Here is a 26,717-nt window from a genome sequence, read left to right as displayed (position 1 = left end):
GGTGGGCTCCAATCCGTCAGCTCGTCAAAACCTGGGGGGAAACGACCTTGATCATCGCGTTCGCCCAGCGTTGCTGGCGCAGCGTCTGCGGGTGGCACCGCTTGGTCAGCGCGAGCAGCTCGCCGTCCTTGGCCGCCTGCGCGGTCTGGGCCAGCAGCTCCCAGTCCACGGAGACATCCGATGCCTTCAGATACGTGCGCTTCAGGTCGCGCAGGAGCAGCAGGCTCGGTGTGCTGCGGCGGCCGACGAGTTCGCTGCCCTTCTCACGCAGCCACTCGGCGGCCGCCCATTCCTCCTTCGGTTCGTCGTCGAGGCGGACGCCGTGGTCGGCGGCCGGGCCGGCGAGTTCGCGCACATGCCGCTGCGACCAAGTCGCCAGGTCGCGGGCCACGTGGTGGACCTCGTGGTCGGTTTTGTGTGTCTCGGACAGGCGCAGCAGCATCAGGGCGAGGGCGTTCTCGCCGCGGTGCACCTCGTGCAGGATCATGCCGAGCTTCATCGGGCGCCTCCCGGGAACGTGGCGGACATCTCCTCCTGCACCTCTGCGGCGCTGCCGCCGCGGGTCGGGGGAACGGCGCCGGCGGCGACCGGGGCCGACGCGGTGGTGGTGGGGGCCGGTGCGGGAGCGGTGGCGGCCTCGACGCGGCGCAGGTGGGCGGCGGCGGTCTTGAAGATGGGCTGTTTGGACACCGGGTCCCAGTCGGTGATGGTCAGCTCGTTCGCGGCGCGCCCCGTGCCATCGGGCTCGTGTCCGGCGCCGGTGTCCCAGTAGCCGTAGTGGAAGGGCAGGAACAGCACCTCGTCACGGATCCCGCTGATCCGGGCCCTGGCGCGGACCGAGCCGCGCGCGGTGGTGATCTCGACCAGGTCGCCCTCGCCGACCCCGTGATCGGCGGCGTCGCGTTCGGAGATCTCCACCCACACCTCGGGGGCCGCGTCCCGCAGTTGCGGGGCCCGGGCGGTCTTGGTGCGGGTGTGGAACTGGTACAGGGTGCGGCCGGTGGTCAGCAGGAAGGGGTACTCCCGGCTGGGCATCTCGTGCGGCGGCAGGTACTCGGCGGCTTTGAGTACCGCCTTGCCCTCCGGGTTCAGCGCGCGGTACTCGGTCTCCTCCACAGGCGCACCGGTGACCTGGTCGCGCCCGTAACTCTCGCAGTAGTCCGGCGCGCTCCAGAACTTCCCGTCGGCGTAGAGGCGTTCGGTGCCGTCGGGGTGCTCGTCGTTGCACGGCCACTGGACGCCGCTGCCGCCGCGCAGCTTGTCGTAGGTGATGCCGGTGTAGTCGCAGGGGCGGCCCCGGCTGCACTCCTTCCACCCCTCGAACGCCGCCTCGGGATCGCTCCAGGGGACCAGCGGCCCGCCGTCCTTGTCGCGCAGGTCCAGCCGTCGGGCGTAGTCGCAGAAGATCTCCAGGTCCGACCGGGCCTCACCGGGTGGCTCGATCGCCTTCTCCGACAGGTGGACGGTGCGGTCGACATTGGTGAAGGTACCGGTCTTCTCGCCCCAGATCGCGGCGGGCAGCACCACGTCGGCCAGCTGGGCGGTCTCGGTGAGGAACGCGTCCTGGACGACGAGGAAGAGCCGGTCCTGGGCGAGCACCGAGCGGATGCGGCTCAGCTCCGGCAGGGACACGGCCGGGTTGGTGCCGCTGACCCACAGCATGCGGATCGAGCCCTCCTCGGCGTACCGGAACATCTGCATGGCGTGGGTGGGCGGGGTGTAGTGCGGGATGTGCAGCGGGTCGAGGTTCCACACCCGCGCCAGGTCCGCCATGTGCGCGTCGTTCTCCCAGTTGCGGAACCCCGGCATGTCGCCGTTGGCGCCGCACTCACGGGTGTTCTGCGCGGTGGGCTGCCCGTTCATCTGGAGCAGGCCGCACCCGGGCCGCCCCAGCATGCCGCGCACCAGATGGATGTTGTTGACCTGCACGGCGGCGGCGGTGGCCTGGTGGGACTGGTAGAAGCCCTGCAGGACGGTGGACAGCAGCCGCTCGGCGGTGCCCAGGATCCGGGCGGCCTCCCTGATCTGCTCGGCGGGCACGCCGCAGATCGTGGCGACACGCTCCGGGGGATAGTCGCCGACCCGCTTGCGCAGCTCCTCGAAGCCCACCACGTGCCGGTCGATGTAGTCCTGGTCGACCCAGCCGTTGCCGATGATTTCGTGCAGCAGGCCGTTCATCAGCGCCACGTTGGTGCCCGGACGCGGCGCCAGGTGAACGGTGGCGGCCCGTGCCACCGGGGTGGGGCGGGGGTCGACGCAGACCACCGCCGGCGGGTTGGGCCCGGCCAGCCGGTCCAGCACCCGGCTCCACAGCACCACCTGGGTCTCGGCCATGTTGTGGCCGAACAGCGCGATGGTGTCGGCGTGGTCGATGTCCGTGTACGAGCCGGGCTGGCCGTCGCAGGCGAAGGACTCCTTCAGCGCCTCCGCCGCGGTGGCCGTGCACAGCCGGGTGTTGCCGTCCAGGTGGTTAGTGCCCAGGCCTCCCCGGGCGACGAGAGTGAGGGTGTAGTACTCCTCCAGGAAGAGCTGGCCGGTGGTGTAGAAGCCGATCGACGATGGCCCCTGTTCCTCCATCAGCTCCCGGGTGCGGGCGACCACCCGGTCCATCGCGGTGTCCCAGTCGGTCTCCACCAGCTTCCCGCCCTCGCGGACCAGGGGCCGGGTCAACCGGTCGGGGGAGGCGTTGGCCTGCCAGCCGAACAGGTCCTTGGGGTCCACGCGCCCGTGGTTGACCCGGTCCCCGGCCCGGCCGCGTACCCCGACGATCCGGCCGTCCTTGACCGCGATGTCCAACCCGTCCCCGTTGGAGTGCAGGACCGCGGCCGACTGCACCCACCGGTCGACCTGCTCCGGTGCGAGGCCGTCCGCCAGATACGTGTCCACCCGCACCGGCCACTGTTCACCCCGCCCATAAGGGGTACGCGTCCCCCACGGCTCCGCGATCCGATCCGTCCGCCCCATACCGCTCCTCCAGCCCACTTGGCGCGCCATGACTGTGCATGGGTGCCCCGGGAGGTGACGAACGACACCCGCCATCTGAGTCGCCGCTTTGCGATCTCGGCGGTATGCCGTTATCCCACCGGACAGCAGGTGGCGCTCCCGATGGCGGGCCTGTACCGGCGTTGACCAGGGGCTCCTGCGGCCCATGCCTGCATGGCACAGCCGGTTGACGACAGATCTCACCGCGAGTTGGGCATCCTCGACCACCCACTTGGGCCAACGTGGTCCGGAAAGGGCTGGTATGTATCCGTCCCACTGGGCCAAGCGGCCACCGCAGGAGCCCGGGCAGGACGATGTACCCCGGCTTCTTTGGAGCGGACTCCACAGAACCGGGGCCGGTTCAGAGCCTCCACCAGATCCGGAACGGCTCGAGGTGCCGACAGCGACCACGGTGCCGCTGTCGTGGGCGTGGACGATGAGGCGCCCGTGACGGATGTCGTCGTGGATCTTCTGGGCTTCATTGGAGACCTCCCGGATCTCCTCGCGGGTGCACCAGGGCATCGGGTAGTTGGCCCAGGTCCACTCCTCGTCGATCGTCTCCTGGAGCCGGGAGGTGATCTCGGTGGTGATTCCTTCCGCGGTCAGGGCTTGGGCGGCCTTCTCTGCCCAGTAGGGCTCCTCGTGGTCGATGCGGGCCAGGACCAGGGTGTGCTGGTCGATGGGCTCGAAGCCACGGGCGGTCAGCAGTCCGCGAGCCAGGTCGTGTCGGGGGCCGGTGAGGGTGGCGGTTACGGCGCTGGGTGTACGGGATGGGTGTCGAGGCGGACCTGCACGTCAGTAGCGGGTGTCGACACGAAGGGGCTCGTTTCTGCCGGTGGCCGGGCCGTCCGGGTCCGGCCACCGGCGGGTTCGGGGTCAGCGGGAGATACGCGCGGCAGGCGGTGCCGTTGTCTGCGGCGGGCCGGCCCGGGGTGGGGACGTGGCCCTGGTGCGTGTGGACTTGGTCGTCGGCGCGACTGAGGTGGCGTGGTGCCAGCGGGTGCGCACGGCGGACAGGTCGGCCAGCGCGCGGCGGCTGCCGACGACGAGCTGGTACGGCGTGGTGGCCGGGTCGTCGGTGAACGCCTCGATGCGGCGGCCCACTTGGTGTGCGGTCGCAAGGACGGAGCGCTGGAGGATCTGCTCGGCCCAGTGCTGCGGGGAGCCGACCGGTGTTCCGAGGAGGTCGAGCAGCTCCGTGGGATTGACGCCGGCGGTGAGCAGGCCGCACTGCTGGGCTTCCCACAGCACCGTGACCGGGTCGACGGGGGCACGGCGCCGGGTCAGAGCGGTCAGGCACTGCCACAGACCGGCGTGCAGGGGATGGGTGAAGTCGTCCGGGGTCAGCCACCGCATCTGTTCGGAGTCTGCGGGGTGCGCTGTCGCGGTGGCGAGCAGCAGCCGCTCCTCGCCGACCACCTCCTCGGCGTAGTCGGCGGCGGTCGATGGGGGTGCGGGAGTGCGGGGCAGGGAGCCGGGGTGCGGCGGGAATCGCGCGGCGATGTCGTCCACGACGCCAGCGAGGGCGTCGGCTTCGGCGAGGGTGGTGGGCACCGGGCGCGGGAGCGAGGCGTCCCCCGCGGTCTGCGCGAGGTGTTGGGCGCCGACGCGCAGCCTCCGGCGGGCATGGTCGGCCTCGACCATCCGCGCGTACGCGGGCGCGTGCCGGGGCCAGGGGCAGACCTGGATCAGGCTATGGAGGTAGGAGGCGGTCAGCCCGCGGGCATGCTCGCGGGCGGCGTCGAGCACGGCGTCGAGCCACTTCGTGTTCTTGGCGTGCTCGGCCGGGTCGGGGGCCGGCAGGGAGCGGATCGCGGCGAACAGGGCGGCGTGTGCGGCGGTGGAGAACGCCTCGGGGCCGATACCCGCCACGTCGCGCAGGCGCTGCGGTTCGAGGAGGAGGGCGCCGAGGAGGGCCTGCTCGACATAGAACACCACGTGCGGTGGCGGGATCGCGTCGAGGCCGTCCTCGTCTGGTTCGGGTATGTGCGGCATTAAGCGGCCAGGGCGAAGTCGTCGGGGTTGAGGGGCACGTTCAGGTGCGGGGCGAGGAGATGGGCCGCGAGCAAGGGGGGTACGGCGTTGCCGATCTGCGAGAACTGCTGGCCCTTGGTGCCGGCCCAGGGGTAATCGGCCGGGAAGGTCTGGAGGATGCCGGCCTCGCGGGCGGTGATCCGGATCGGTTCCGGGACGGGCGCCGCCCCCGGGTCCTCCTCCTGGTCGGCGGAAGGTTCGGCGACCCAGGTGCACTCATTGGCGCGGTGCCCGAAGAACAGCGTTCCGGCCGGCTCGGACAGCGGTCGGACGGTGGCGTTGGCCTGGTTGTTGCTGCGCAGGGACCATGACCAACGGTGCACCTTAGCGGTGAAGGTCGGCGCCGGGCCGTCGGCCGCGCGGTTGTCGCGGGGGCAGTGCCGGGGAGCACACCCGGCTTTATCCCGGCGGGAGGCGAGGATGGTCTCGCCGGGGCGGGGTGTCCAGGTGCCGCGGTCGCGGGCGTCGGACAGCGTCTTGCGAGAGCCGGAGGGGAACGGTTCGGGCCCGCCGCCGGGGCCGCCACCGGCGCAGACGGTGGGGATGGGGCGGTCGGTGGCGCCCCAGCCGAGGGCCTGGGCCATGGACACCCAGCGGGCGCGGCCCGGCCCGAACAGCGACTCGGGCTCGGCGACCTGGGCGTGGGTCGGCGCGGGCGGCTGGGCGGTACGGATGCGGGAGGCGAGCAGGATCGCTCGTCGCCTGGTCTGGGGTACGCCGTAGTCGGCGGCGTTGAGGATGCCGGTCCACACGGAGAACCCCCACCGCCGCAGGACGGCCGCATACTGCTTCCACAGCGGCAGCACGTCCGGCACCTCCTCCATGGCGACCCACTCCGGCTCCCCAGTGCAGTTCAGGGCGTGCAGGTAGCGCATCGGCTCGGCCGCCAGCAGCGAGCGTTCGTCCCGACAGGCGGCGAGCAGCTGGGCACGCGTGTCGCGGCCGGCGGCGAGGTCGGCGACCGCCTGGTGGGCCAGCGGCTGGTCCACCAGGCCGAGGCGCTTGCCGGCCATCGACCATGCCTGGCACGGCGGGCTCGCGATCAGTCCCCGCGTCCGGCCCACCCACGGCCACGTCGGATACAGCGCCACGTCGGTGCGGATGGTCACCTGCCCAGCGGCAGCGCGAGTCTTGCAGGCCCACGCGTCCCACTCCAGGCCGATGTCGTGTGCGCCGAGCACGGTCAGGGCGTGGCTCCAGCCGCCCGGCCCCGCGAAGAGGTCGACGATCAACAGGCCAGCCCGAAGCCGTCCCGCGTCGGCGTGTCCGCCTCTGCGCGGCAGGCCCAGGGCGAGCACCCGTCGGCCATGCCGTGCTCCAGCTCGTCCGCGTCCGCCGGCCCGCCCGGGTCGGCGGCGCGTTCGGCGGCGGTGACATGGTCGATCGGCGCCTCGTCCAGCGGCACGCGGGAGCGGTGGAGGAACGCCTGGCCGAGCAACTGGTTGCCGGTGGCGTTGGCGCGGGCGTTGCCCTTGCGGATCGCGGCGTCAAAGGCGACGACGTCCCGCCACTCCTCGGGGCTGGTGTCGCGGATGTGCCGCCACTGCGCGTTGCCGTGGAAGGGGCATCCCAGGCAGCTCGATTTCGGAGTGTCAGCCAGGCCGAGCGTGGCCAGGTAGCGGATGCAGTCGCCGCGGGACCAGCCCAGGTCCACGATGAGCGGGTGGCGGTTGCGCATATATTTGACGTCGGCGTCCTTGGCGCGGTGGAATTCGTCGGTGGAGATACCAATCCACTGCTCGACGAACACGTCCTTCGGGACGCGCGCCGGATACGGGTAGCCGAGGAGTTCCCGGATCTTCTTCTTGATCGGCTTTACTTTGTATTCCCCGGTGCATTGCCGCCGGGTCATGCCCGGCTTCCCGTCCTGGGTGAGGATGTGCAGCGGCATGGAGGCGAATCGGTGGTTCGGGTCGAGGGCGTCGTTGCGGATGTTGCCGGAGGACACCCGCAGGATCGGTATTCCGGCGGGCTTCGCTACCTCTTGTTCGAGACGGTCGAGATGCCGGTAAACGGAGGCCGGCTCCCATCCAGTATCGGCGAATATGGCGTAATCGACCTTGGGAAGGGTTCCTTCGGCTGACAGGGCGAGGAGCGTGCTGGACTGTATTCCGGCGCCAAGGGAGAGCGCTCGGAAACGCGGGGTCGTTGAAATGGCGAGTTCCTGGTGTTGCGGGGGTGGGAAGTTCAGGGCTGTGCTGGGCGGCTGGAGGACGCGGTAGGTGCTGCAGACGGCAATGAGGGGCTGCCGCGAGGAACAGGTTTCGGCTGGAAGAAGGCCCGGTGCGCCTGAGCGGGGATGGTGGTCAGCGGGTGCGCCGCTTGGCGGCCTGTGGGAGCTACGGGGGTGCGGACGCATCGGTCCGGCCTGGGGCGGGAGGGATGGCGTCGGGGGTGGGGTAGCCGAGCGTGATCTCGGTGCTGAGGCCGAGGGACCGCAGGTGGGTCTCGGCGCGGGTGACGGCGCCGACGCTCTCCCGCTCGCCCAGACCGCCGGGGAGGGTGTAGCCGGCGGGAGTGCGGGCGAAGCCGTGCTGCTCCAGCACGCCGTGGGCGGCCGGGGTATGGGCGGTTGCGGTGACACGCCCGTCGGACAGGTCGAAGCGGGCAGCTGTTTGGGCGGGCGAGCCGTCGGAGGTCCAGCGGGTGGCCGAGCTGAGGGCGACGATGTCCATGGTGTGCGCGAGCAGGCCGCTCAGCGCGGTACCGGTGCGGTCGTGCGCGTCTTCCGCCGGAGTGCCGGGCGGCAGCAGATACAGCATGCGGCGCTGGTGGTGGCGGGCGGTGAAGCCGCTGTGGGTCAGGATGCGGTGGGCCGCACGCAGGGGGTAGTTGATGACGGCGAAGGTGTGCCCGTCGTCGGTCGAGCCGACGACCACGTCGTGATGGTCGATGAGGGCGATCGGTGACTCCTTCAGGGGAAGGCGGCAAGGCCAGTGGCTGTGGCACGGTGCCGGGCTGCGGCGCGGGCTCGGGCAAGTGGGGCGCCGTCGGCGGGGCGTGGTGTTGGTCTGGGAGCGGGCCTGAGGAGCGGCGCGGTGCGAAAACCGAATGCGAGCGGCAGAGCGGCGTGGGCAGGATGCCCGGCGTGACCGAACTGCCGAGCAACACCGTCCCGCCGCCCTCCGTGCTCGACGCCTTCGGAGTGGAGGGCACTCCTGTCCCGCTGGACGGAGGGCGGGGACGCAGCGTCCGCGTCGGCGGCTTCGTGTTCAAGCCCGCTGACGGCACGGAGGAGGAGGTGGAGTGGGCTGCCTCCGTGTTCGAGCGGCTCGCGCCAGGCGGCGGCTTCCGCGTCCCTGCACCGCTCCGCGCCGCTGACGGGCAAAGCGTCGTGGAGGGCTGGACCGCCTGCGAGTTCCTGGACGGGGAGCCCGGGCCCCGGGGGCGGTGGTCCGATGTGATCAGTGCTGGCCGTGCCTTCCACGCTGCCTTGCGAAAGCTGCCCCGGCCCGGGTTCCTGGCCCGGCGTACGCACCCCTGGGCGGTGGCCGACCGGGTCGCGTGGGGCGAGGAGGAGACCGAGGTGGCCGCGGGACTCGCTGGACCTCTGTCGGCTCTGCTGGAGCTGAGACGCCCGGTGGAGCAGGCGTCCCAGCTCGTCCACGGCGACCTGACCGGCAACGTCCTGTTCGCCGCCGGCGAGGAGCCCGCCGTGATCGACTTCTCGCCGTACTGGCGGCCTCCGCTCTTCGCGGAGGCCGTCGTGGTGGCGGACGGCCTGCTGTGGTTCGACCCTCCACCCGGTCTGCTGGTCGGCGGGGGCGGCCATCCGGACTGGCGGCAGATGCTGGTCTGTGCGCTGATCTTCCGGCTGGTCGCCCACAGCGAGCTCGTGGGACCGTCCGGGCAGGCCCGGGCGGACGAGGCGGCGCGGTATGTCCGGGCCACCGGGGTCGTGCGGCACAGACTGGCCGATGCGTAGCGCTGGTCCTTCCTGGAACGAGCCCGGGCCGAGCGGGTGCGTCCGGCGAATCAGGCGTCTTCACTCCGTGGGCCCCTGGCCGTCCTGGCGTGGGGTGGCCTTGGCCACCGCGCGGGTGGTGATGGCCTGTGAGGCGCGGTCGGAGGCGGCGGCCAGCTTGCCGGCGCCGGGTTCGGCGTACCAGGGGCGCAGGTCGAGCATGGCGGCGCGCAGGCCGGTGGCGAAGCACAGCGCGGTGCCCTTGGGCAGGGCGCGGATGGCGTCGGCGGGCAGGATCCGCTCCTGCCGCATGGAGACGGAGGTCGACCTGCCGGACTCGGAGCGGGAGGTGGAGGTGGTCGGGACGTCGTGGTCGCCGATGAGGCGGGAGAGCTTGTCGGCGAAGTCCGGGTCGTCGATGCCGGAGCCGATGACCTTGATGGTGCTGGCGGACCACAGTGCGTCCATTCCGGCGTCGCCCCAGACCTTCTGGCCCTGGCGGTAGGACTGCAGGATGGTGATCGGGATGATGCCGCGGCTGCCGAGGTGGGAGTACAGGTCGGGCAGGTCGCTGATCTTGCAGACGTTGGCGGCCTCGTCCAGGATCGCCAGCATCGGCGGGTCCAGGCGTCCGCCGGCGCGCTCGGCCTGGGTGGTCGCGGCCCGCATGACGGAGTCCGCGCACGCGGCGATCAGCGCGCTCGCTCCGCCGCCGCCGTCCTTGGACAGCAGGTAGAGGGTGTCGGTGGAGGTGACGAAGTCGGCCGGCCGGAACTCGGGGACGTCTCTTTGCGGGGTGACCCAGGAGGCGATCTCGCTGTTGAGGAGGGCGGCGGCGTACTGGCGGGCGGTCTCGTAGATGCCGTCCCGGGTCTCGGGCGGGCCCTCGACGGTGCCCTTGAGCTGGGCGGCGACGGCCGCGAAGCCGTGGTCGCGCAGGATGTCCAGCGGGGTGCGGTCGGCGGGGAAGGCCAGCCACTGCATCACGTCCGTGATCGGCCGCTGGTCCAGTGCGGCGGCGAGGAAGAGCTGGGAGAGGATGTTGGATCCGGCCTTGGACCAGAAGTCGCCCTGCTGGCTCGCGTCCACGCTCGCGGCGAGGAAGTGCCCGGCCAGGCGTCCGGCGCCGTCCAGGGTGGTGGCGTCGGCGAGGGGGTTCCACCACATCCGGCGGGTGGCGTGCGCGATCTGCTGGGGGTCCATGGACCACACCCGGCCTGCCTCCGCGCGGGCCTCCAGGGTGGCGGTGTAGGCGTCGCCCGCGGCTTTGTTGGAGGTGAGCAGGACCGGGCCGGGGGCGTTGAGGATCGAGGGGATCGCGAGCGACGTGGTCTTGCCGGAGCGCGGGGCCATGATCGCGACCGCGACGTCCTCGTACCCCATGCGGACCTCGTGCCGGCTCCGTTGCAGGTTGCCCAGCAGGATGCCGGTGTCCCTGGCGTCGATGCGCTTGGCGCTCTTCAGACTCGGCCGCAGGGAGCGGGCCTTGGCGGTGAGCGCCTTGGCCATCAGGGGCTGGATGTCCCTCGGCGTGGCCATCCCGGGGATCTTCTTCCGCCGTCCACCGTCACGGCCCTTGCGACGCGACCACACGGCGGCGGCCACCGCGGCAAGGGCGAGCAGCACGGCGACGGGCACGATGCGGGCGCCGATCAGCAGGGAGGTTTCCCCGGCCTGGGGCCAGAGCCGGTCGGGGTGGAGCAGGGCGGTGGTGGGCTCGTAGCCGGCCCAGGGGTGGCCGGTGGCCCAGACGGTGACGTTGCCGGACAGCCAGGCCAGATGGGACAGGGAGACGACGACGGCGAGCACGCCGAGGAGAAGGCGGAGGGCGATGTCGTAGCCGTCGCTGGATGAGCTGCTGGGAGAAGGCAAAAGGCGGTGCGCTTCCGGGCGGAGGAGCGAAGACGGAGCCGGTCAACGGGTGCGGCTCGAAGCAGTCGAGAGGGACGTGGTCGCGGTCGGGGGCGAAGTCACGGGCGAAGGGGCGTACCGGGCGGCCGTATGGATGTCGCGGATGGCCTGGCCGTGGGTGGCCCAGTCGTCGAGGTGGCTCCAGCATTCGGCGTGGTGCTCGGCGAGTGCGCCGTCGAACACCGGGGTGCCGGACCGTGCGTCGACGGGGAGGCTGTCACGGTTCCGCAGCCACTGGGCGTGCAGGGCGTCGAGCCGGTCGAGCGCACCGCGCAGAACGCTCAGCTGGTATCCCCAGCGGTGCTGCACCGCGTCGGTGGGCAGTCGGCCGAGTTGCGTCTCGGCCGTGGCCAGCAGGTGGCGGGCGCCGGTGCGGACGGTTTCGAACGCGGCGGAGGTGTCGGCGTCGCGCCGGCTCGCGCGCAGCCCGTAGGCGTGGTCGTCGTGGGGCTGGCCGTCGAGGTCGGTGTGCTCGTCGGAGTACGCGTCCCAGGCGTCGAGGGTCTCCTTGCCGTCGCGGAGGAAGCCGTCGAGATGGTTCAGGAACTCGCGGTAGGAGGTGGGGGCGAGGGAAATGCGGAGGTCTCCTGTCGGGATCAGCGGCGCGCGGTCGGTTGGGCGGTGGTGGCCTTCGCCGGGGCGGCCGCCGCTCTCGGCCGCGGCCGGTGGATGGTGCGGGTCATCCGGCGGATGGCATCGAGCCGGGCGGTGTGCGCTTCGACGACCTGCTGCGAGGTGAGTGGACTCGGCCGCTGTACGACGCTGTGGTGGGCGATGCGGTCGTACATGCCGCGCTGGAGCGGGGCGGGGTCGGCGAGCGCGGCGGTGAAGGCGGTCACCAGGTGGGAGGGGGTACGGCTGTCGAACCAGGCGTGCCAGATCCGGGGACCTGCCGGGGTGCCGTGGTCGTGCCGACGGGTTTCGATGTGCCAGGACGGCGTGTCGTGGTGGTCGACGTGGCGCAGCTCGATGTGGCACAGGGCGTCCGGTGCGTGGGCCGCGTCCGGCGCGTCGAGCAGCCAGCCCGCCGAGGACAGCACCCGCCAGGGGGTTGGCTGTTCGCGCGGTGGCGGGGCGATGAGGGTATCGGCGAGGCTGCCGATGAGCTCGGCGGGCACGAGTTCGCCGAACTCGGCGTACCAGCCCGGCTCGGTGTCGGTGGCCTCGGCCCGCAGTCGCCACCAGGCGGAGGTGGTGGACTGCGGATCGAACTGCAGGCTGTGCCGATGATCGTGGCTGCGCAGGACGATCTGCGGGCTCAGCGGGTCGGAGGTGCGGGTCCATCCGGCCGCGGCCAGGCCGTGGGTGACGTGGCGGGCGTCGCCGGGCCCGGCGAGGTGGCGCGGGGTGGTGTCGAAGGGCATTCGCCGGGCGTGGGTGTCGGCGAACGCGGCGAGCTGGGACAGGGTGTCGGTAGCGCACTGGGTGTCGTCCAGGGAGGGGGCAGGAGTGCGGTCGGGCACGGGGCTCCTTGTGGTGTACGGGGCGGGTCAGCGACGTGAGCGGGCACTGCCGGCGGTGGCATGCGGGCGGGGTTGGCTGGAGGCCCAGGAGTTGCGGGCCCAGGCGGCGGCACGGGCGACGGTGATGCGGGCCTGCTGCCAGGCGCCGAGTTGGGAGGGGAGGACGGACACCGACGTGGTGCGGATGCGGTCGCTGGGCGGGGCGTGCCCGCGTGGGCGCATCACTGGCCGCGGGTCGGCCAGCGCGGCGGAGAAACTCTGGAGCAGGTGCATCGGTGTGCCGGGCGTGAAGTGGGCATCCCAGGCCCTGCCGTGCTCGGTGCGGGCACCGACCCACCAGAACGCCTCGCCGGCCCCGGCCTGGTGGAACTGGACGAAGGCGTTGCCGTCCGGACTCATGGCGGTGAAATGCCGGCCGCGTTCGGTCTTCCAGTCCCGCTCCTGCAGAGGTGCCCATACGTTGGGGGCGTGGGCGGAGCGGGGCCGGGTGAGGGCGTCGGTGAACCCGGCGACGATCTCCACCGGCGTCTGCCGGCCGAGCGTGGCGTGCCAGGCTTCCTGCTGCCGGGTGGCGGTGCCGCGGATCGTCCAGCCGCCCGGCTGGGTGAAGGGGTCGTACCCGACCCGGACCGTGCGGTCGGGGCTGTCGAAGACCAGCAGGCCGCCCTTCTTGGACCTGTCCGTCCAGCCGGAGGCGCGCAGGAACTCGCCGACGTGCCGCATGTCACCGCCGCCGGCGAGGTGGCGCGGCTCCACCAGGTAGTACTGCTGGACCTGCTCGACGGACCCCCGACCGGCCTGGTGCTTCTTCACCGGTGCCTCCTGGCAACCATGTCGGAGGCCACCGGCTTCGCCGCCGTGGCACCCGCAGCGGCCGGAGGCGCGACGAGGCGCTGGATGTCCGCGAGGTGCTCATCGAGGTCCAGGCCGATGTCGTGCAACTCGTTCGAGGCACGCCCCAGGGCGAGCCAGACCTCAGGCGGGAAGGTACCGGCCTGGGCGTGGTGCTTGGCGAAGTGCGAGCCGGTGGCCAGCAGCGCGGTCACCTGACCGAGGACACCGTCGTCGCAGTCCAGGACCTTGCCCAGGATCTGGGCGGCCCGGCGCGGCGGGGCCTGGGCGAGGTACTCGGTCAACTGACCGAGACGGTGAGCGATGTCCTCGGCGAGGGTGGCAGCGTAGGGCGTGAGGTCGGTCATGGTCCTCCCGGACAAGAACGGGGTGCGGCCGGAGGGCGGAGGCGGTCAGTGGCGGGGGCTGCGGTGCCGGGCTTCGTGGAGGGCCCCGTACGGGCCGGTGGCGGGTGGGGTGATGCGCTCGCGGCTGCCGGCAGCGCAGGCGCGCAGGCAGCGGCGGAACAGGGCGAGTGCGAGCCGGGTCTTGCGGAGCAGGGAGAGGGGCGGGGACGTGCGGGGTGCTACGGGAACTCCAGAGCAGAAGGTGAGGACCGGGGGGCGACCCCGGCCAGTGTGGGCCGGGGTCGCCCTGTGGGGGCTACGGGGTGCGGCGGGACGGCGTGGTGGGTGCGGGAGCCGGGGCGGGATGCGAGGCTGCGGGCTGGGCCTGGGCGGTGCGCAGGTCGTGCACGGCCTGGTGGTAGGCGGCCTCGTCGAACAGCTCCGGGGTGATGTTGACCCGGTATCCGGCTGTGAGCAGGGCCGGGATCGCGCGGGTGGCGAGCCGTTTCCGCTCCGCCTCCGGCAGATGGGCGGGGACGGTGTGCCAGACGTAGACCGGCCCGGCGGTACGGACCTCCTGACGCTCCAGACCGAGGCGGTCGAGGAGGGCGAGGAGCTTCTCGGGGGCTCCGGTCGGCGTATCCGCGTGAATGGTGTCGCTCAGCGCCTTGCGGTAGATCTCGACGTCGGTGCCTTCGCCGTCGGCGCGGTTGCCGATGAAGTCCTCCATGGGTGTGGGGCCGGTGACGTGGGGGTGCAGGGGCGAGCTGGCGCCGGGCCGGTCCGTGGCCGCCGCCCGGTGTGAAGGGGCGTTGAGTACCGACCGAAGCGGACACCGAATCCGGCCAAGACGGCGCAGGGGTGACCGGTGCGCTGTTTCAGCGGATCCTGGTAGTCGAGGCCCGGGGGGCGGCCGGGGCCGGTCCGGGCGTCGGCGGGACGGCGGTGGGCGCGATCCGGCCCGAAGGGTGCTGGAGCGCGACGGCGATGCCACGTGCGTCAAGCTGCGGTCCGGTCTCCCGCACGGCGCGGGCCTGCGCGGTGGTGTCGTCGCCGCTGAGACGGTGGATGCCGCTCTCTTCGCGGACGAATCCGTTGGCGGTCAGGACCTCAGCGGCCTCCTCGCTGACCGGGGCGGCGGCGAGGCTGCCGTCCGGCTGCCAGGTCAGGACGACCCGGTCCGGCTGGGACGGCCGGATGCCTGCGGCGGTGCAGCGGACCTGGACGAGGGCCGCGTCGAAGCGGGCCAGCAGGTCGCCGGCGACCAGCTCGGCACTGTGGAACGGGTCGTCGCTCACCGCGATGCCGTCCGGTTCCCGGATGCCCCGGAACGCCTCGGCGGGGAGATCGCTGGGGGCGATGGCGGCGATGAGGAATCCGTTCCGCCCGGGCCGGTTGAGGACGGCGAGCTGTGCGCCGTCCTGGCGGGTGAGGACGGCCGCTTGCCGAAGCGGGTGCTCGGCGAGGACCTCGGCGACCAGATCCAGGTCCCAGATGCGGTCGGCCAGGTCGGCGAGGTCGTCCTTGTTCTCGGCCGGGTGATGGACGCTGGCCCAGGTGCCGGGCAGTTCACCGGCGAGAACGTCGGCGAACGAGGCGAGATGCTCGGAATTCTCGTGGTCGTGCATGTCTTCCTTGATCAGGTGGGCGGTGTCAGCGGCGCGGCCCGGCGGCACAGGGAGGGGGCGGTGCCGGCACAGCGCGCGGCGGAGGCGGGCAGGCGCACACAGCGGAGCGTTCGCGTTCGGAGGCCGGGACTTCTTCGGTGCAGGCACTGCGGCCGGGATGCGGGCGTGCCGGTCGGCGAGGTCGTTCCGTGTGTGGAGAAGGTCGGTGCGTATGACGTGCAGACGCTCGTCGGCGAGGTGGCGCAGGCGGCGGGCGACGTACGGGTCGGCCGCACCGTCCATGCCGTCGTGGAAATCCGCGGTGGCTTGGAGGATCGCATCGACCGCGGCGAGGATCCCGTCCAGGGGAGCAGTCAGCTCGGTGAGGATCTCGGCCACCTCACCGGTGGTGGCGGCCTGGCGGATGCGCTCGGCGAGCTGGGTGACCTGGGCGCCCAGCGGCAGATAGCGAGGCGGGCGCCGGCCGGTGGTGAAGTCCTCGTCGCAGTCGACGGGGTAGCCGACGGCCCGCAATCGGGCTACGGCTTCGGTGGCGAGGCGGGCTTCCTCCTCCACCGTCAGGTCGGTGGGTGCGCGGTGGTGGGTCTCGTGGATCCGGACGACGGGGACGAACCCCGCACGCTGAAGGATGCTGTGGGCTTCCGGGTCGCCGCCTCGGGTGAGGACCTCGCCGGAGTGCGGGTCGCGGCGGATGGCCAGGAGCCGGTCAGCCAGAGGCAAAGAGACGTCTCTCCTACGGTGATCTTCGTGGGATATGCCGGACGGTGGGCGGCGCTGCGGTGGCGCGAGGGCGGGGCGATACGGTCAGGCGTGTTGCCGCTGCGTCGAGGTCTTGCTGAATGCTGTGGAGGCGGCGGGCGATCAGTTCCAGGTGGTGCGCCGTGTCGGGGCCGGCGGTACCCGGCTGCTGGGCGATCTGCTGGGTGGCGTGTTCGACGAGTCCGCGGACCGTGGCCAGGGGACCGGACTGCTCGTTGGCGAGCTGCGAGAGGAACGTGGCGAGCTGCGTCGATGCGCTCGGGACGGTGGCCGCGGTACCGACGCGGGACGGGGGTGGTGCGAGCGGAGAGGAGGCGCAGGTCCGTCTCGATGCGGCGGGCCTCGTCTGCGAGCCGCCGCAGGAGGCCGGCGGGCTGCTGCTGCCAGGTGCTGTCGAGCCGGATGAGGTTGGCGATCAGGTCGAGGCGCCCGGGCTGGGCCTGGACGGCGATCCATCGGCAGCCGTTCTCGTCGCTGGGGGTCTCGATGCCGGCGGTGCGGGCGAGACGGTGGGCGGCCTCGGCCCACTCAACGCCGGTCAGCTCACGGTCGCCGGGGTGGAGCCGGACATCGAGGTGGAGGACAGCCCGCCGGTCGCCCTGAGGACTGGCGACGAACGGGCGCTCGATGAGCGGGTCTTTGAGGTGCTCGGCCCACGGGGCGGACGTCCACATCGCCTGCTCGTCGTTCAGGGTGTAGAAGTCCAGGCCGGGCCAGTGGGCGACGACGGTGTGCTCCGTCAGGCCCTCGTCTGTCGACACGGGTCGGCCCAGAGCTTCGCCGAGCGGTTCGTGGGCCGTGATGACGCGCTCGTTGACGCGCGGGATCACCGGCCGCCCCGGGCGTCGGCGACGTGGACGAGCTGGTTGAGCGCTGTGGTGGTGTACCAGCCGCAGTCGATCAGCGCGTCCTGTCCGGCGTACTTCGGCAGGAGGTGGTCCTCCATGGCGCGCAGGTGGATCAGGCAGTCCGGGCAGCGGCGCGAGAGATGTACCAGATAACGCGGGTGGCCAGTGACGTAGGTCTGGGCTCCGCCCGTGGCATCCCGCAGCCGCCACCCGTCCTCGTCGGTCGGCGTGTGCCACGAGGGTGCGACGACACGCATGGAGTCCCCCCACAGCTCCCCGCCGGCGACTCCTTTGAGGACGACGACCTGGTCCCCGGCCTCGAAGTGGGCGTGGGTGATGTCCCGGACAGGGGTGAGCGGGTCGGACGTCGGCGCGAAGGCCGGGGTGGTCGGGGGCAGGCACGGCTCGGTCACGGAAGATCCTTCCACGCAGGTCGGGGTGGCGGTGGGAGGATCAATGGTCCGCAGGATCGCCGGTTTGGCTAACCGGCGATCCCCGGCTATGTTCCGGCCCGCCTCAGTGGAAGGAGTTCTCCGTTCCGCGGTCCGACTGGGGCGCGGTGTCGGAGCAGGCCGGCCAGAGTTGCAAAAGCCATTCTTCGATGCCGTGGTAGTACAGGTCCTGGCCTACGCGTGCGGCAGCCTCCGTTCGGCCGCGGCAGTATGCCCTGAGGCGGTAGGTGCCTGGTGCGCCGAGGTCGATTCCGTCGCTGGCAGGGCCTTGGTCCCATTCGCGCACCCGGACTCGGCCACTGGGAGCTGCGAAGTCCGCAGTCTCCACCGTCTCCCACTGGTCATTGCTGTGCGGCGGTCGGCTCGTCCAGACCTCGATGCGCACCTCGGGGTAGAAGTCGTTGCCGCCGGTGGTGAATACCACTGCGTGGGGTGTGGGGTGAGTGATGTGGCCGGGGCGGAGCCGGGCGCTGTGGTGAGGAGCTTCCTCATCGCGCAGCAGGAACTGGCGGTACTCGATGCGTGGGCTGGCAGTCGCGGTGGTGACGAGGCTGGTTTCAGACATAGGAGAGGTATCCGTCCCAGTTTCGGGGGAAGAGGGAGCCTCTTCCCCCGAAACCGCGTGTGGTGATCAGGTGCTACTCGATGATGGCGACATAGAACGGGTCACCGTCCAGGATGCGCTGGCTGCCGTACCACTGGCCGAGCAGATTGCCGGCGTTCTGGTTGTCGCTGGAGGTCAGCGCTCGGGCCGAGTAACGGTTGTCGCCGGCAGCGGCGCCTTGAAGGGTGGACTGGAAGGGGTACTCGTCGCAGTCCAGTCCGCGCTGCGCATAGTCGTCGCCGAAGTACTGACGGCAGGTGCTGACGGCCTTGCGATGGTTGGCGTCCCGCAGGGACTTGTCATGGTAGACGCGGGTGAGCGGCTCGCTGCTGTCGATGGAGCCGGGGACCGTCTTGCCTTCCCAGGACGGGACGGTGCGGTCGGGCCAGTACTGGGCCTCGTAGATGTGGTAGGCGGTCTCGTCGACATCGGGGTTGCTGACGCTGAGGTCGTACCACAGTTCAATGACGAGATCGAACACACAGCCCTTGTTGTAGACGTAGGTGGCCGAGTCGCAACGGAACCCGTTCCCGCCCATCTCGACGCTGTTGGCACCCACCAGGGTCAGGGTGCTGTGGAAGTCGTACCAGCTGATCTGGTCCGTGCCGGTCGACCCGGTCAGCGGGGAGGTGAAGCGGAAGAAGGTGGAGGGCACGGACTGCCAGCCGGAGATGGTGTCGGTTTTGCCGTTGTTCGCGTCAGCGGTGCACTGCGCGCTGGAGTAGGGAGTGCACTCCATGCTGATCCGCAGCAACTGACTGGACACCTGCCCGACGTCTCCTGTGAGGGTGACGTCGTCCATCAGCGTCACGAACTCCACCTTGCGGTCGCCGTCCGTGCCGTGTCCGATGGTGGTGAGCCGGAAGTCCGCTTTGCCGACGGTGGTGCAGCTGCCGCTGGAGGTGCAGCGTTTGATCTCCACGTCGTAGTAGCTGGCTTGGCACCAGGAGAAGTGGTCGATGACCAGGCCGGAGTCCGTGTAGGAGTACGGCTCGTTCTGGCAGTCGATGATGTCGATGTCCACCGCGGCAGGCCCGAAGGCCGCACCTGTGTCGCGGTTCATCTTCTTGACCAGCTCGAGGCGGGCCTTGCGCTTCTCGAGGCTTTCGCTGGGGAGCCGATTCTTGCGTTCCTTGAGGGAGTCCGAGAACGGTATGTGAGGCGCCGCGTTTTCCGCGGTGGCCTTGCCGTCGGGGCCACCCTTGCGGGTGAGTTCGGCGACCGTCCAGGAAGGGGTGGATTCCTCGGTCGCTTGGGCGGTGGCGCCCAGGGGTATCACCAGGAGGCAGGTGAGGGACAGCAGAGTAAGAACGGATCGTAAAGATCTGTGCACGAAACTGCTCCGTGGTTGTCGGTCTGTGACGGGTGTCTGCTCTCGTGCCAGCAGACACAGACGGGACATTAGTGACGCCTGAAGCAGGTTTGTACACCGCGCGGACAATTGTCCGAAAACTTGCGTGGCCAGCCGTGGAACACACCTCTGGTGGAGGTGCGGGAGCGTGGTGCTGGGTGACACCGCGTTTCTCGGCTGTCTTGCGGGCGGCGTGCGGTGTTGTGCGCGAGGCCAGCGCTGCGCCGTTCGGTCTTCCGGTTCCAGGGTGAGAAAGGGACGGGGAGTCAGCTCCGCTGAGTGCGTGTGGGGGAGTTGGCCCCGGAGCGGGCCAGGAACAGGAAGGTTGGGACGAGGGCGGCCCCGATGCCGGGCAGCGCGGCACCGACGAGTGCGCGATCGGCGAGGCGTCCGCGAGTGCGGTTCCGGCTGCCTGTCTGGCGCCGATCGAGAGAATCAGCCATGTGTACGCCTCGCTGGTGCGGCCTGTGGGAGTGAGGGCGTGGTGGCCGCGTAGGCGCAGGTGACCACGACGGTGATGAAGACGCCGGGCAGTACGACCGCAGCGGTGGCCGCGTGCGGGCCGGGGAGCGTGAGCAGCGGCAGCCACCCGGCAAGGACGCGTCCGCTGCGGTGAGGAGTTGGCCGGTGGTGGAGCCCGGCGATGCATGGCGCCCGTAGAGGAGTCCACCGAGGAAGCTACCGGTCACGAACGCGGCGGGCAGCAGACTGGAGAGGATGTCCTGTCCGTGCCGTTCGGCCATGGTGACCGTTCCAAAGGCTGTGGACGGTCACCCAGAGGCGAGGGGACCGCCTGCCTTTGGCGACGGCCTGTACTGGTGGACGGTGCGTCCGTAGCGGTCCTGGGTGGCATTGGGTGCGATCTCGGTTTGGCGGTCGATGACGGCCATCCGCAGTCGGAAGTCACGAGTCGGCTGGGAGAGTTCGGCGGCCGTGGGGACGTCGGTGATCGTGTCTCCTGGTGGTCGGCGTCAGCGGTGGGCTCGGCGGCCGGGAGGGGCCTGCGCGGTCATGGCCGGTAGGCGTGCCGGTGCGGGGGGGGGGCGGTCTTCTCGGGGGCGTCGACCCGCAGGTCGAGGTCGAGGTACACCGGGTAGCGGGCGGCGGTCAGCATCTCCGCAGCCCAGGTCGCGCGCTCGTTCTCCCAGTCGCACCCCATGTCGAACGGGAGCCGGACCCAGTGGCCGCGCAAAGACGGCTCGAACAAGAAGCCCGTGCGGCGCAGGATGTCTGCGGCCAGGGGATCGAGGACGCCGCCGACGTCGACCTGACCGCCCTGCCCGCGGGTGATGCGGATCGACCCGTTGCTGTCGGTCACCGGCTCCGCCCGGGTGTCGACGCGGTCAGGTGGGCGGTAGGTGCGTAGGTGGGCTTCGGCGGGACCGGACGAGCGGCAGGCGGTGCGGTGGTGGGGGCCGGGCTGCGCTGCAGGGAGCGGCCGGCGGCTGCCTGGGCCAGGCGGCTGCGGCGCTCCGTCAGCCCGTCCGACCGGGCCGGGCGCGGTGGGGAGGCCGAGGCTGCGGGGTCGAGGGCATGGTCGGCGTACACGGTGTAGCCGTGACGGCGCAGGTCGTGGACGGCCTGGCGGGTGCGGCGCGGGCCGTCGCGCTCGGGCTCGGTGAGCCGGAACAGCCCGGGCTTGCCGGGGACGGGCTCGAACTGCTCCCGGGTGAGGAACCAGGTCGCCAGATGGGCAGGCAGGGAAGAGGTGAAGGCGGCGACGAAGCCGTGGTCGTCGTGGGTACCGAAGACGAAATGGGTGCCAGGGTCCAAAGGGGCGGGATCCTCCTCATGGCTGGAGCGGGTGAGTCAGCGGCGGGTGGGCCGCGCGGTGTGAGAGCTTCCTCGCGCCGTGGCGGGGGAGACCAGGGGCGGCCGGGCGGCACGTGCAGGGTTAACACCGGGCGCCGAGGCCGGGGCGGGCCAGTGCGCCGGGTGGTCGCTGAATCCGATGCGGGGGTCGGTGTTCCAGGTGACGACGGGACCGGCAGCTGCGTGGAGCAGGCTGATCACTTCGATCCCGTGGGGGCGCAGGATGTAGCCCCACTGCAGGTCCTGGTCGGCGGCGGTCTTCTCGGTGACGGTCATGCGGACGGGCGGGGAGCCGTCGGGGGTGATCAGGTGGTCCAGGGTGCTGCTGGGCCACCGCTCTCCGCCGGTCAGGGCGGTGATGATCTCGGGCGGGGCACTGTCGAGGAGGTCGGTGCCCAGCTCCTCCCAGCCGACGGCGACGGCGTCCACGAGGTGCCGCGCCATGGCCTCGACGTCCTGCCCGAACCGGTGCTGGTAGGCGGCCAGGAGCATGGGCAGCTTCTCGCTCGGCTGGCCGTCGAGATGGACGTAGATGCCGGTGTAACCGGTCTCGGATGGGCGGGCGATGAAGGAACGGGTCGACAGGAGGGGCCTCCGGAAGGGGGGAGGTTACCGGCCGGGTGTCGGGCCGGCGGGCGGGGCGTGCGGCGAAGCCGGGGGGAGCCCCGCCGAGGCCCGTGCCTGGCTCGGCGGCGGGAGGTTCGGCGTCGGTGCCGGGTCGTACTCGGCGCGCAGGGTCGTCAGGTCGGCTTCGTCCGCGATGGCTGCCACGGACAGGCTCCGGCTGGCTGCTTCCATCAGTAGCTTGGGCGGCGAGCCCTTCGCCGCGCCGCGGTGCCGGCCACGCCACTGGGCGGCGGCGAAGAGGTAGTCGCTCACCGCCCGCAGCGCGGGTTCGGCGGCATCCAGAAGATGCTGGGTGACGGCGCTGACCTCGGCAGGGGTCTCCGCTGCGGCGAGCGCGGCCAGGTAAGGGGCGAGGTCCGGGCTGGGCAGGGGCTTGTCCGGCAACGGATGCTCGGCCAGGAACGGCTTGGCGTCCCGCCTCGCCCACCGGAGCAGATCACTGCGGGTGGCGATGCCGTAGCGGGCGGCGGCGATCTGGTCGGCGTCGCGGCCGACGTTGTCGTACAGCTCGAAATCGGGATGTTGCAGGGGAGCCTCCTAGGTGATGGGCCCGGCTCCAGGGGTCAGCGTGTGCGGCCGGGAGTGGTGAGCGGTGGCGCTGGCACGGCCGTAGCGGCGATGCACTGGGGCGGTCCAGCGGCCTGCGACGGCGGTGCGAGTACGCGTATCCGGTCGGTGGCGGTGTGTAGGTCTTCGCCGAGGCTGCGCAGGGAGGCCGCCGCGTGGTCGAGGTCGTCGTGCAGGTCGAATCCGTCTTCGCTCTCGGCTTCTTTGGCCTTCTCGGCGGCTGCCTCGAAGAAGTCCGCGAGCCGTTCGAGAAGCCCGTCGGTCGGGTTGAGGACGTGGTCGGTGAGCGTGGCGGTCTCTTCGTAGGTGCCGGCGGCGTTGAGGCGGTCGGTCAGGTCGAGGACGGCCCGGCCGTAGACGTAGCGGCCTTCGGGATCACTCGGGGCGACGGGGAGGGGAGTCGCTGGTGGGGTCTTGTGTGGGGTGGTCAGGGTGTCTCCGGGAGTGGGATCGGGAATCTGTGAACTCACGGGGTTTTCAGTGCATGCGGGCGTCGGTGTCGAAGAGGGCCCGCTCGTGGGCGTGGAGGAGGTGCTGGACGACGAAGGAGCGTCCGGCGACCTTCCACAGGCCGCGGCCTCGGTTGAGGTGGGCGATGGCTTCGGCTTCGACGGAGGTGAGGCCGAGGAGGGTGGCCGCGGCGTGGAGTTGGTCGGTCTCCTGCCGGTAGATGATCCGGGTGGAGCAGTCGGCCAGCAGGCCCTCGGCCAGGGCCCGGCCGCGAGATCCGGCGTCGCCGGCGGTGAGCAGGTCGGACAGCCGGTGGATGACCATGAGGTTGGCGATGCCCAGGCCGCGGGAGAGTTTCCACTGGGCCTGCATGCGTTGGAGGAGTCCGGGGTGGCGCATCAGGCGCCAGGCTTCGTCGTAGACGATCCAGCGCCGGCCGCCGTGCGGATCGGTGAGGGCCGATTCCATCCAGGCGCTCGCGCAGGTCATGGCCAGGACGAGGGCGGTGTCGTCAGCCCCGTCACCGAGGCGGGACAGGTCGATGGTGAGCATCGGCGAGGCGAGGTCGAAGGCGACGGTGGAGGGGGCGTCGAACATGCCGGCCAGGTCGCCGTGGACCAGGCGGCGCAGGGCGTGGGCGAGGTCTCGGGCCGCATCCCCGAGCCGCCCGGACATGAGCCCGGCGGCCTCGTCGAGCCGGTCGGGACTGTTGAGGGTGGCGGCGACGTCGCCGAGGAGCGGAGTGCGGCCTGAGTCGGCGGCGCGGGTGACGACGGCGTCGAGGGCGATATCGAGGGCGGTGTGCTCCATCGGCAGCAGGTCCCGGCCGAGAACGGTGCGGGCCAGGGAGCCGAGCAGCAGCAGCCGGCGCTTGCGGACCTCCCCGGCCCAGTCGGTCTCCGCGATGGAGGCCGGGCGGGGCGCGGCGTCCAGCGGGTTGAGCCTGCCGGGAAGTCCGGGGCCGAGGGCGATGGATGTGCCGCCGAGCGCGGCGGCCACCGGCGTCCACTCGCCCTTCGGGTCACAGGGCACGTAGACGCGGTAGCCGAAAGCCACGGAGCGCAGCGCGAAGGACTTGGCCAGAGCGCTCTTGCCCTGCCCGATCACCCCGGCCAGCAGGACATTGGGGTTGGTGAAGCCCTCGACCTTGCCGTACAGGGCGAACGGGTCGAACACGAAGCTCGCCTCCGCGTGGACGTCGCGGCCGATGTAGACGCCCTCGGCTCCCAGCCCGCCCTCGGCGAGGAACGGGTACGCCCCGGCGGCGACCGCGGTGGTCATCCGGTGGGCGGGCAGCTTCAGCCGGTTTCCGCGGGCCGAGGCGGCGCCGGGCCGCCCGCCGGCCGGGTAGACGGCAGGCGGCATCTCCGGCTCGGCCGGTGTGTGTCCGGCCGGGTGGGCGGTGGTCGCGGAGCGGGCCTTGGCGGTGGCCTCGGCGAGTCGGCGGCGGGCTGCCCTGCGGGCGGCGCGGTCGGTGCCGTGCGGGGTGAACAGCGGGGAGGCCGAGGCGCGGCGGGCTCGGCGGGCGGACCGGTGGGTCATGGCAGGCGGGCCTTCACAAGCGGGGCGGGCTCAGACGACGGGGGAGGCGGAGAACCGGTGGGTCCGGTAGCCGTCGCCGTCGTTGTTCCAGTCCAGGCGCAGCTCGCCGTCGCCGAGCCCGCGGGCGCTGCCGATCCGGTAGGCGAGGGTGCCGGTGGTGTAGCTGTTGTTGTAGTTGGCGCCGCTGGTGGAGTCCTCCAGCCGTGCCTCGATGCCGTGGTGGGCCCGGGAGGTGAGGATCGGGTCGGTGCCGGACTGGGACCGCTTGATCTGCAGCCGGAAGTAGGCGCCGTCGAAGAGGCCGCTGTCGTCGGCCCGGGCGTAGACCGGGCCGTCCCAGGAGAGCTTGGCGTAGGTGTACACATACGATCCGGATCGCTTGGCGCAGATCGTGGTGGTGACGTTCCAGTTGTCGGGCCACGGCCCGTTGTAGGCGGCGTCGTCGATGCTCTTGTGGCTGGTGGTGCAGCGGTATCCGGCGGCGGAGGCCGGGGCGGCGGTGGCCAGGCCGGTGGCGGCCACCGCGGTGGCGATCAGGGCGGTGGAGGCGGCGCGGGTGAGCTTGCGCAAAGGGAGCCTTTCTGTTGCCCGGATGAAGGGCGGGGGGAGGGCTATGCGGCGCGGTGGGTGGTGTGGCCGTGCGGCGGGCCCTTGAGGTCGTTGGGGGTGGTTTTGCGGCGGACGGCGTGGCCGACGGCCAGGTGGCGTTGGCAGATGGTCAGCACCGGCGGTCCGTCGGGCAGCCGTTCGGGATGGCACTCGGTCGCATCGGCCGAGGCGGCCGGGAGAAGGTGGAAGGCGTCGTGCACGGCGGCGGTGGCTTGCCAGAGCCGGGTGTGTGCGGTGGCGAGGTGGCGGCCCGCGGCGGGATGCGGGGGACGGGCCGCGTCGGTGAGGCGGTCGAGGAGCTGGTGCAGGGCGGTGAGGTGGGCGTGCAGCACGTCGAGATGGACGCGGTCCACAGGCATCGGAGTGGCAGGTGCGGATCGTGTGAGGGCGCGGGTGTGATGGCGGATGCCCGCGCTGGCGGCTCGAAGGTAGGGGTGCGCGTCGTCCGGACGTGGGGGAGAGGTCAAAGGGCGGGTTCCTTCCTGCCGCCGTGCGGGCTCAGAGGGCGGTGCAGGCCAGCGGCAGGGCGCCGAGGGTGAAGGCGTCGGGCTGCTGGTAGTTGAGGCGGCGCAGGTCGACGCCGGCGGTGACGGCGGCGGTCTCGATCTGCGCGCAGGCCGCGTCGAGGAGGGCGTCAGTGTCGGCGGTGATGGTGACCAGGCCGGTCAGGGCGACATCGGCGTGCCCGGCGATGAGCTGCCGCTCGCGTGTCTTGACGTCGGCGTACTCGACGGAGTCTTCCTCGCTGTCGACCTGCCCGCGGCGGGCCCGCTCGCTGGCGTCGGCGATGATCGCGGCCTTCTTCCGCTGGACGTCGCGGAGCGCGGACTCCAGCCCCTGTGGGACGTAGATGAGCGAGAGGCTTCGGCGCACGCCCGCGGTGAACATCAGCCCGTGCAGGAACCCGGCGCCCATCTCCACCCTCGGCCAGTTCTCCACCCAGTACGTGGCGTGGCGTGCGGTGTCGGTGGCGAGGCGGTCGTACTCCTCGACCTGGACGACGGGCCCGGCGGCGGCCGGGTCGGCCTCGGCCCGGCCGTTGTCGGACCACTGCTGCAGGGCCGCGAGGGCGCTCGGGTCGTAGGCGGTGCGGATGACGGCGGCGATCTCCCGGGCGGACAGCCAGCCGGTGACCGTCAGGCCGGAGTTGCGGGCGGCCTGGGTGATGGATGAGGTGGTCTGCTCCATGACCGTGAACGCGCCGGGCAGTCCGCCGCCCGCCTGGCCGATGAGCCGCCTGGCGGCCTTCAGATCGAGGGAGATCGCGAGGTAGGTCTCGTGCGGGGCGGCTGCCGGTCCGGCGGAGGCGACCAGTTCGGAGTAGATCTGCCCGGCGACCGGAGCCTCAGCCCGGCCGTGCCGGGCCCAGTGGCGGGCGAGGGTGTCGCCGGAGTCGGGGACGGTGCGCTCCAGGACCTGCACGCGGGCGACGTGGCCGGTGCGGGCGATGCCGGCGAGGGCCCGGCCCCAGCCGTTGACGTTCGCGTTCTGGGTGGCCGGGGCGAGCAGGGCGAAGGCGCGGGAGGAGACGCGGGCGACGGCGGTGAGGGTCTGGTGGTGCGGGTCGTGGACGGCCGCGGCGCCGTTGGCCGAGTCGCTGGGGGTGACGACCTTCAGGGAGGCCGCGGTGCCGGGCAGGTGCAGGACGCCGTCCTGGCGGGGCCGGGTGACCGGCCGGGCCAGCCACAGCGTCTGCCCGGTGCGGCTGCGGTACGCGTAGCGGGTGACGATCGGCGTCCAGTCGATCAGGGACCGGCCGTGGCGGCGGATCACGACCAGCGCGGCGGCCGCGGCCCACAGCGGGGCCAGCGCCACGACGCCGAGCAGACCGGTGGAGACCACCGTCACCAGCAGTAGCGCCAACGCAGCCGATGCGAGGAGGAGTTGGGGGAAGGAGAGGCCGAGGAGGATGCCGCGGCGGGACCGGTGCGGGAACTTCACCGTGACCGGGGCGATGGAAAGATCAGACAAAGGGCTGGTCCAGAGGGCGCGGGCG

Annotated in this window: 26 protein-coding genes; 1 reads left to right on the top strand and 25 read right to left on the bottom strand. The window is 71.7% G+C overall.

Features of this window, described 5'->3' with window-relative positions; genetic code table 11:
• Nucleotides 1-16: 16 nt before the first annotated feature.
• The 6 genes from ACFSJS_RS09505 to ACFSJS_RS09480 all read right to left on the bottom strand — a co-directional run bounded on the left by ACFSJS_RS09505 (nucleotide 17) and on the right by ACFSJS_RS09480 (nucleotide 7,895).
• Entirely contained in the window at nucleotides 17-499 is a 483-nt protein-coding gene (locus ACFSJS_RS09505; RefSeq protein ID WP_380898865.1) for a hypothetical protein, read from the bottom strand.
• Nucleotides 496-2,964, bottom strand: coding sequence for a molybdopterin oxidoreductase family protein (locus ACFSJS_RS09500; RefSeq protein ID WP_380898864.1), 2,469 nt, complete (start codon nucleotides 2,962-2,964; stop codon nucleotides 496-498). Before ACFSJS_RS09500 ends, ACFSJS_RS09505 begins: the two co-directional genes overlap by 4 nt.
• Before the next feature lie 894 nt (nucleotides 2,965-3,858).
• A complete protein-coding gene (locus tag ACFSJS_RS09495; protein ID WP_380898863.1) occupies nucleotides 3,859-4,977 on the bottom strand; it encodes a DnaB-like helicase N-terminal domain-containing protein in 1,119 nt (372 codons plus the stop codon).
• Nucleotides 4,977-6,248 (bottom strand): DNA cytosine methyltransferase, encoded by a 1,272-nt coding sequence (locus ACFSJS_RS09490; RefSeq protein ID WP_380898862.1) that lies wholly within the window; start codon nucleotides 6,246-6,248, stop codon nucleotides 4,977-4,979. The genes ACFSJS_RS09495 and ACFSJS_RS09490 overlap by 1 nt, the downstream gene beginning before the upstream one ends.
• Nucleotides 6,245-7,126, bottom strand: coding sequence for an adenine nucleotide alpha hydrolase family protein (locus tag ACFSJS_RS09485; RefSeq protein WP_380898942.1), 882 nt, complete (start codon nucleotides 7,124-7,126; stop codon nucleotides 6,245-6,247). The genes ACFSJS_RS09490 and ACFSJS_RS09485 overlap by 4 nt, the downstream gene beginning before the upstream one ends.
• A gap of 229 nt (nucleotides 7,127-7,355) precedes the next feature.
• A complete protein-coding gene (locus ACFSJS_RS09480; protein WP_380898861.1) occupies nucleotides 7,356-7,895 on the bottom strand; it encodes a hypothetical protein in 540 nt (179 codons plus the stop codon).
• A 209-nt stretch (nucleotides 7,896-8,104) separates the two neighbouring features.
• Between ACFSJS_RS09480 and ACFSJS_RS09475 the strand changes: the two genes are divergently transcribed.
• Nucleotides 8,105-8,941 (top strand): phosphotransferase, encoded by an 837-nt coding sequence (locus ACFSJS_RS09475; protein WP_380898860.1) that lies wholly within the window; start codon nucleotides 8,105-8,107, stop codon nucleotides 8,939-8,941.
• A gap of 60 nt (nucleotides 8,942-9,001) precedes the next feature.
• Here ACFSJS_RS09475 and ACFSJS_RS09470 read toward each other — a convergent pair whose 3' ends face one another.
• The 19 genes from ACFSJS_RS09470 to ACFSJS_RS09380 form a co-directional block, all read right to left on the bottom strand.
• Nucleotides 9,002-10,792 carry a type IV secretory system conjugative DNA transfer family protein gene (locus ACFSJS_RS09470; RefSeq protein ID WP_380898858.1) on the bottom strand — a complete coding sequence of 597 codons (1,791 nt, stop codon included), beginning with the start codon at nucleotides 10,790-10,792 and terminating at the stop codon, nucleotides 9,002-9,004.
• Between the two features lie 42 nt (nucleotides 10,793-10,834).
• Nucleotides 10,835-11,140 carry a hypothetical protein gene (locus tag ACFSJS_RS09465; RefSeq protein WP_380898857.1) on the bottom strand — a complete coding sequence of 102 codons (306 nt, stop codon included), beginning with the start codon at nucleotides 11,138-11,140 and terminating at the stop codon, nucleotides 10,835-10,837.
• A 287-nt stretch (nucleotides 11,141-11,427) separates the two neighbouring features.
• A complete protein-coding gene (locus ACFSJS_RS09460) occupies nucleotides 11,428-12,294 on the bottom strand; it encodes an SPDY domain-containing protein (protein ID WP_380898856.1) in 867 nt (288 codons plus the stop codon).
• Nucleotides 12,295-12,321: 27 nt separating this feature from the next.
• A complete protein-coding gene (locus ACFSJS_RS09455) occupies nucleotides 12,322-13,107 on the bottom strand; it encodes an SPDY domain-containing protein (protein WP_380898855.1) in 786 nt (261 codons plus the stop codon).
• Nucleotides 13,104-13,493, bottom strand: coding sequence for a hypothetical protein (locus ACFSJS_RS09450; protein ID WP_380898854.1), 390 nt, complete (start codon nucleotides 13,491-13,493; stop codon nucleotides 13,104-13,106). The genes ACFSJS_RS09455 and ACFSJS_RS09450 overlap by 4 nt, the downstream gene beginning before the upstream one ends.
• Nucleotides 13,494-13,788: 295 nt before the next feature.
• Entirely contained in the window at nucleotides 13,789-14,202 is a 414-nt protein-coding gene (locus tag ACFSJS_RS09445; protein ID WP_380898853.1) for a hypothetical protein, read from the bottom strand.
• A gap of 148 nt (nucleotides 14,203-14,350) precedes the next feature.
• Nucleotides 14,351-15,820 (bottom strand): hypothetical protein, encoded by a 1,470-nt coding sequence (locus tag ACFSJS_RS09440; protein WP_380898852.1) that lies wholly within the window; start codon nucleotides 15,818-15,820, stop codon nucleotides 14,351-14,353.
• An 865-nt stretch (nucleotides 15,821-16,685) separates the two neighbouring features.
• Nucleotides 16,686-17,120 carry a hypothetical protein gene (locus ACFSJS_RS09435; RefSeq protein ID WP_380898851.1) on the bottom strand — a complete coding sequence of 145 codons (435 nt, stop codon included), beginning with the start codon at nucleotides 17,118-17,120 and terminating at the stop codon, nucleotides 16,686-16,688.
• 103 nt (nucleotides 17,121-17,223) lie between these two features.
• Nucleotides 17,224-17,724: a hypothetical protein gene (locus ACFSJS_RS09430; RefSeq protein WP_380898850.1), complete on the bottom strand. Its 501-nt coding sequence runs from the start codon at nucleotides 17,722-17,724 to the stop codon at nucleotides 17,224-17,226.
• A 73-nt stretch (nucleotides 17,725-17,797) separates the two neighbouring features.
• Entirely contained in the window at nucleotides 17,798-18,826 is a 1,029-nt protein-coding gene (locus ACFSJS_RS09425) for a NucA/NucB deoxyribonuclease domain-containing protein (protein ID WP_380898849.1), read from the bottom strand.
• Nucleotides 18,827-20,123: 1,297 nt separating this feature from the next.
• Entirely contained in the window at nucleotides 20,124-20,432 is a 309-nt protein-coding gene (locus tag ACFSJS_RS09420) for a hypothetical protein (protein ID WP_380898848.1), read from the bottom strand.
• On the bottom strand, nucleotides 20,429-20,887 hold the full coding sequence (locus ACFSJS_RS09415) for a hypothetical protein (protein ID WP_380898847.1): 459 nt from the start codon (nucleotides 20,885-20,887) through the stop codon (nucleotides 20,429-20,431). Before ACFSJS_RS09415 ends, ACFSJS_RS09420 begins: the two co-directional genes overlap by 4 nt.
• Before the next feature lie 36 nt (nucleotides 20,888-20,923).
• The gene (locus tag ACFSJS_RS09410; RefSeq protein WP_380898846.1) at nucleotides 20,924-21,418 is read right to left on the bottom strand and encodes a hypothetical protein; all 495 of its coding nucleotides are present in this window, start codon (nucleotides 21,416-21,418) and stop codon (nucleotides 20,924-20,926) included.
• Nucleotides 21,419-21,535: 117 nt separating this feature from the next.
• Nucleotides 21,536-21,937 (bottom strand): hypothetical protein, encoded by a 402-nt coding sequence (locus tag ACFSJS_RS09405; RefSeq protein WP_380898844.1) that lies wholly within the window; start codon nucleotides 21,935-21,937, stop codon nucleotides 21,536-21,538.
• Between the two features lie 179 nt (nucleotides 21,938-22,116).
• Nucleotides 22,117-22,590 carry a hypothetical protein gene (locus ACFSJS_RS09400; protein WP_380898843.1) on the bottom strand — a complete coding sequence of 158 codons (474 nt, stop codon included), beginning with the start codon at nucleotides 22,588-22,590 and terminating at the stop codon, nucleotides 22,117-22,119.
• Nucleotides 22,591-22,597: 7 nt separating this feature from the next.
• Complete coding sequence (locus tag ACFSJS_RS09395) at nucleotides 22,598-24,112, bottom strand: VirB4 family type IV secretion system protein (RefSeq protein WP_380898842.1); 1,515 nt, start codon at nucleotides 24,110-24,112, stop codon at nucleotides 22,598-22,600.
• A gap of 30 nt (nucleotides 24,113-24,142) precedes the next feature.
• Entirely contained in the window at nucleotides 24,143-24,682 is a 540-nt protein-coding gene (locus ACFSJS_RS09390) for a hypothetical protein (RefSeq protein ID WP_380898841.1), read from the bottom strand.
• A 41-nt stretch (nucleotides 24,683-24,723) separates the two neighbouring features.
• A complete protein-coding gene (locus tag ACFSJS_RS09385; RefSeq protein WP_380898840.1) occupies nucleotides 24,724-25,188 on the bottom strand; it encodes a DUF6238 family protein in 465 nt (154 codons plus the stop codon).
• Nucleotides 25,189-25,219: 31 nt separating this feature from the next.
• Nucleotides 25,220-26,692, bottom strand: a complete 1,473-nt coding sequence (locus tag ACFSJS_RS09380; protein ID WP_380898839.1) for an SCO6880 family protein — start codon at nucleotides 26,690-26,692, stop codon at nucleotides 25,220-25,222.
• Between the last annotated feature and the right edge of the window lie 25 nt (nucleotides 26,693-26,717).

The organism is Streptomyces desertarenae (assembly GCF_042681365.1).
GTDB lineage: Bacteria > Actinomycetota > Actinomycetes > Streptomycetales > Streptomycetaceae > Streptomyces > Streptomyces desertarenae.
Note: the sequence above shows the minus strand (reverse complement) of the source record. Positions and strands in the feature narration are given on the sequence as shown.

Coding starts and splice junctions, on each gene's coding strand:
- ACFSJS_RS09430 (WP_380898850.1), bottom strand. CDS start 17,724: ATGTCTGAAACCAGCCTCGTCACCACCGCGACTGCCAGCCCACGCATC.
- ACFSJS_RS09450 (WP_380898854.1), bottom strand. CDS start 13,493: ATGACCGACCTCACGCCCTACGCTGCCACCCTCGCCGAGGACATCGCT.
- ACFSJS_RS09445 (WP_380898853.1), bottom strand. CDS start 14,202: ATGGAGGACTTCATCGGCAACCGCGCCGACGGCGAAGGCACCGACGTC.
- ACFSJS_RS09410 (WP_380898846.1), bottom strand. CDS start 21,418: ATGCTCCTGGCCGCCTACCAGCACCGGTTCGGGCAGGACGTCGAGGCC.
- ACFSJS_RS09495 (WP_380898863.1), bottom strand. CDS start 4,977: ATGCCGCACATACCCGAACCAGACGAGGACGGCCTCGACGCGATCCCG.
- ACFSJS_RS09500 (WP_380898864.1), bottom strand. CDS start 2,964: ATGGGGCGGACGGATCGGATCGCGGAGCCGTGGGGGACGCGTACCCCT.
- ACFSJS_RS09395 (WP_380898842.1), bottom strand. CDS start 24,112: ATGACCCACCGGTCCGCCCGCCGAGCCCGCCGCGCCTCGGCCTCCCCG.
- ACFSJS_RS09505 (WP_380898865.1), bottom strand. CDS start 499: ATGAAGCTCGGCATGATCCTGCACGAGGTGCACCGCGGCGAGAACGCC.
- ACFSJS_RS09425 (WP_380898849.1), bottom strand. CDS start 18,826: ATGAACCGCGACACAGGTGCGGCCTTCGGGCCTGCCGCGGTGGACATC.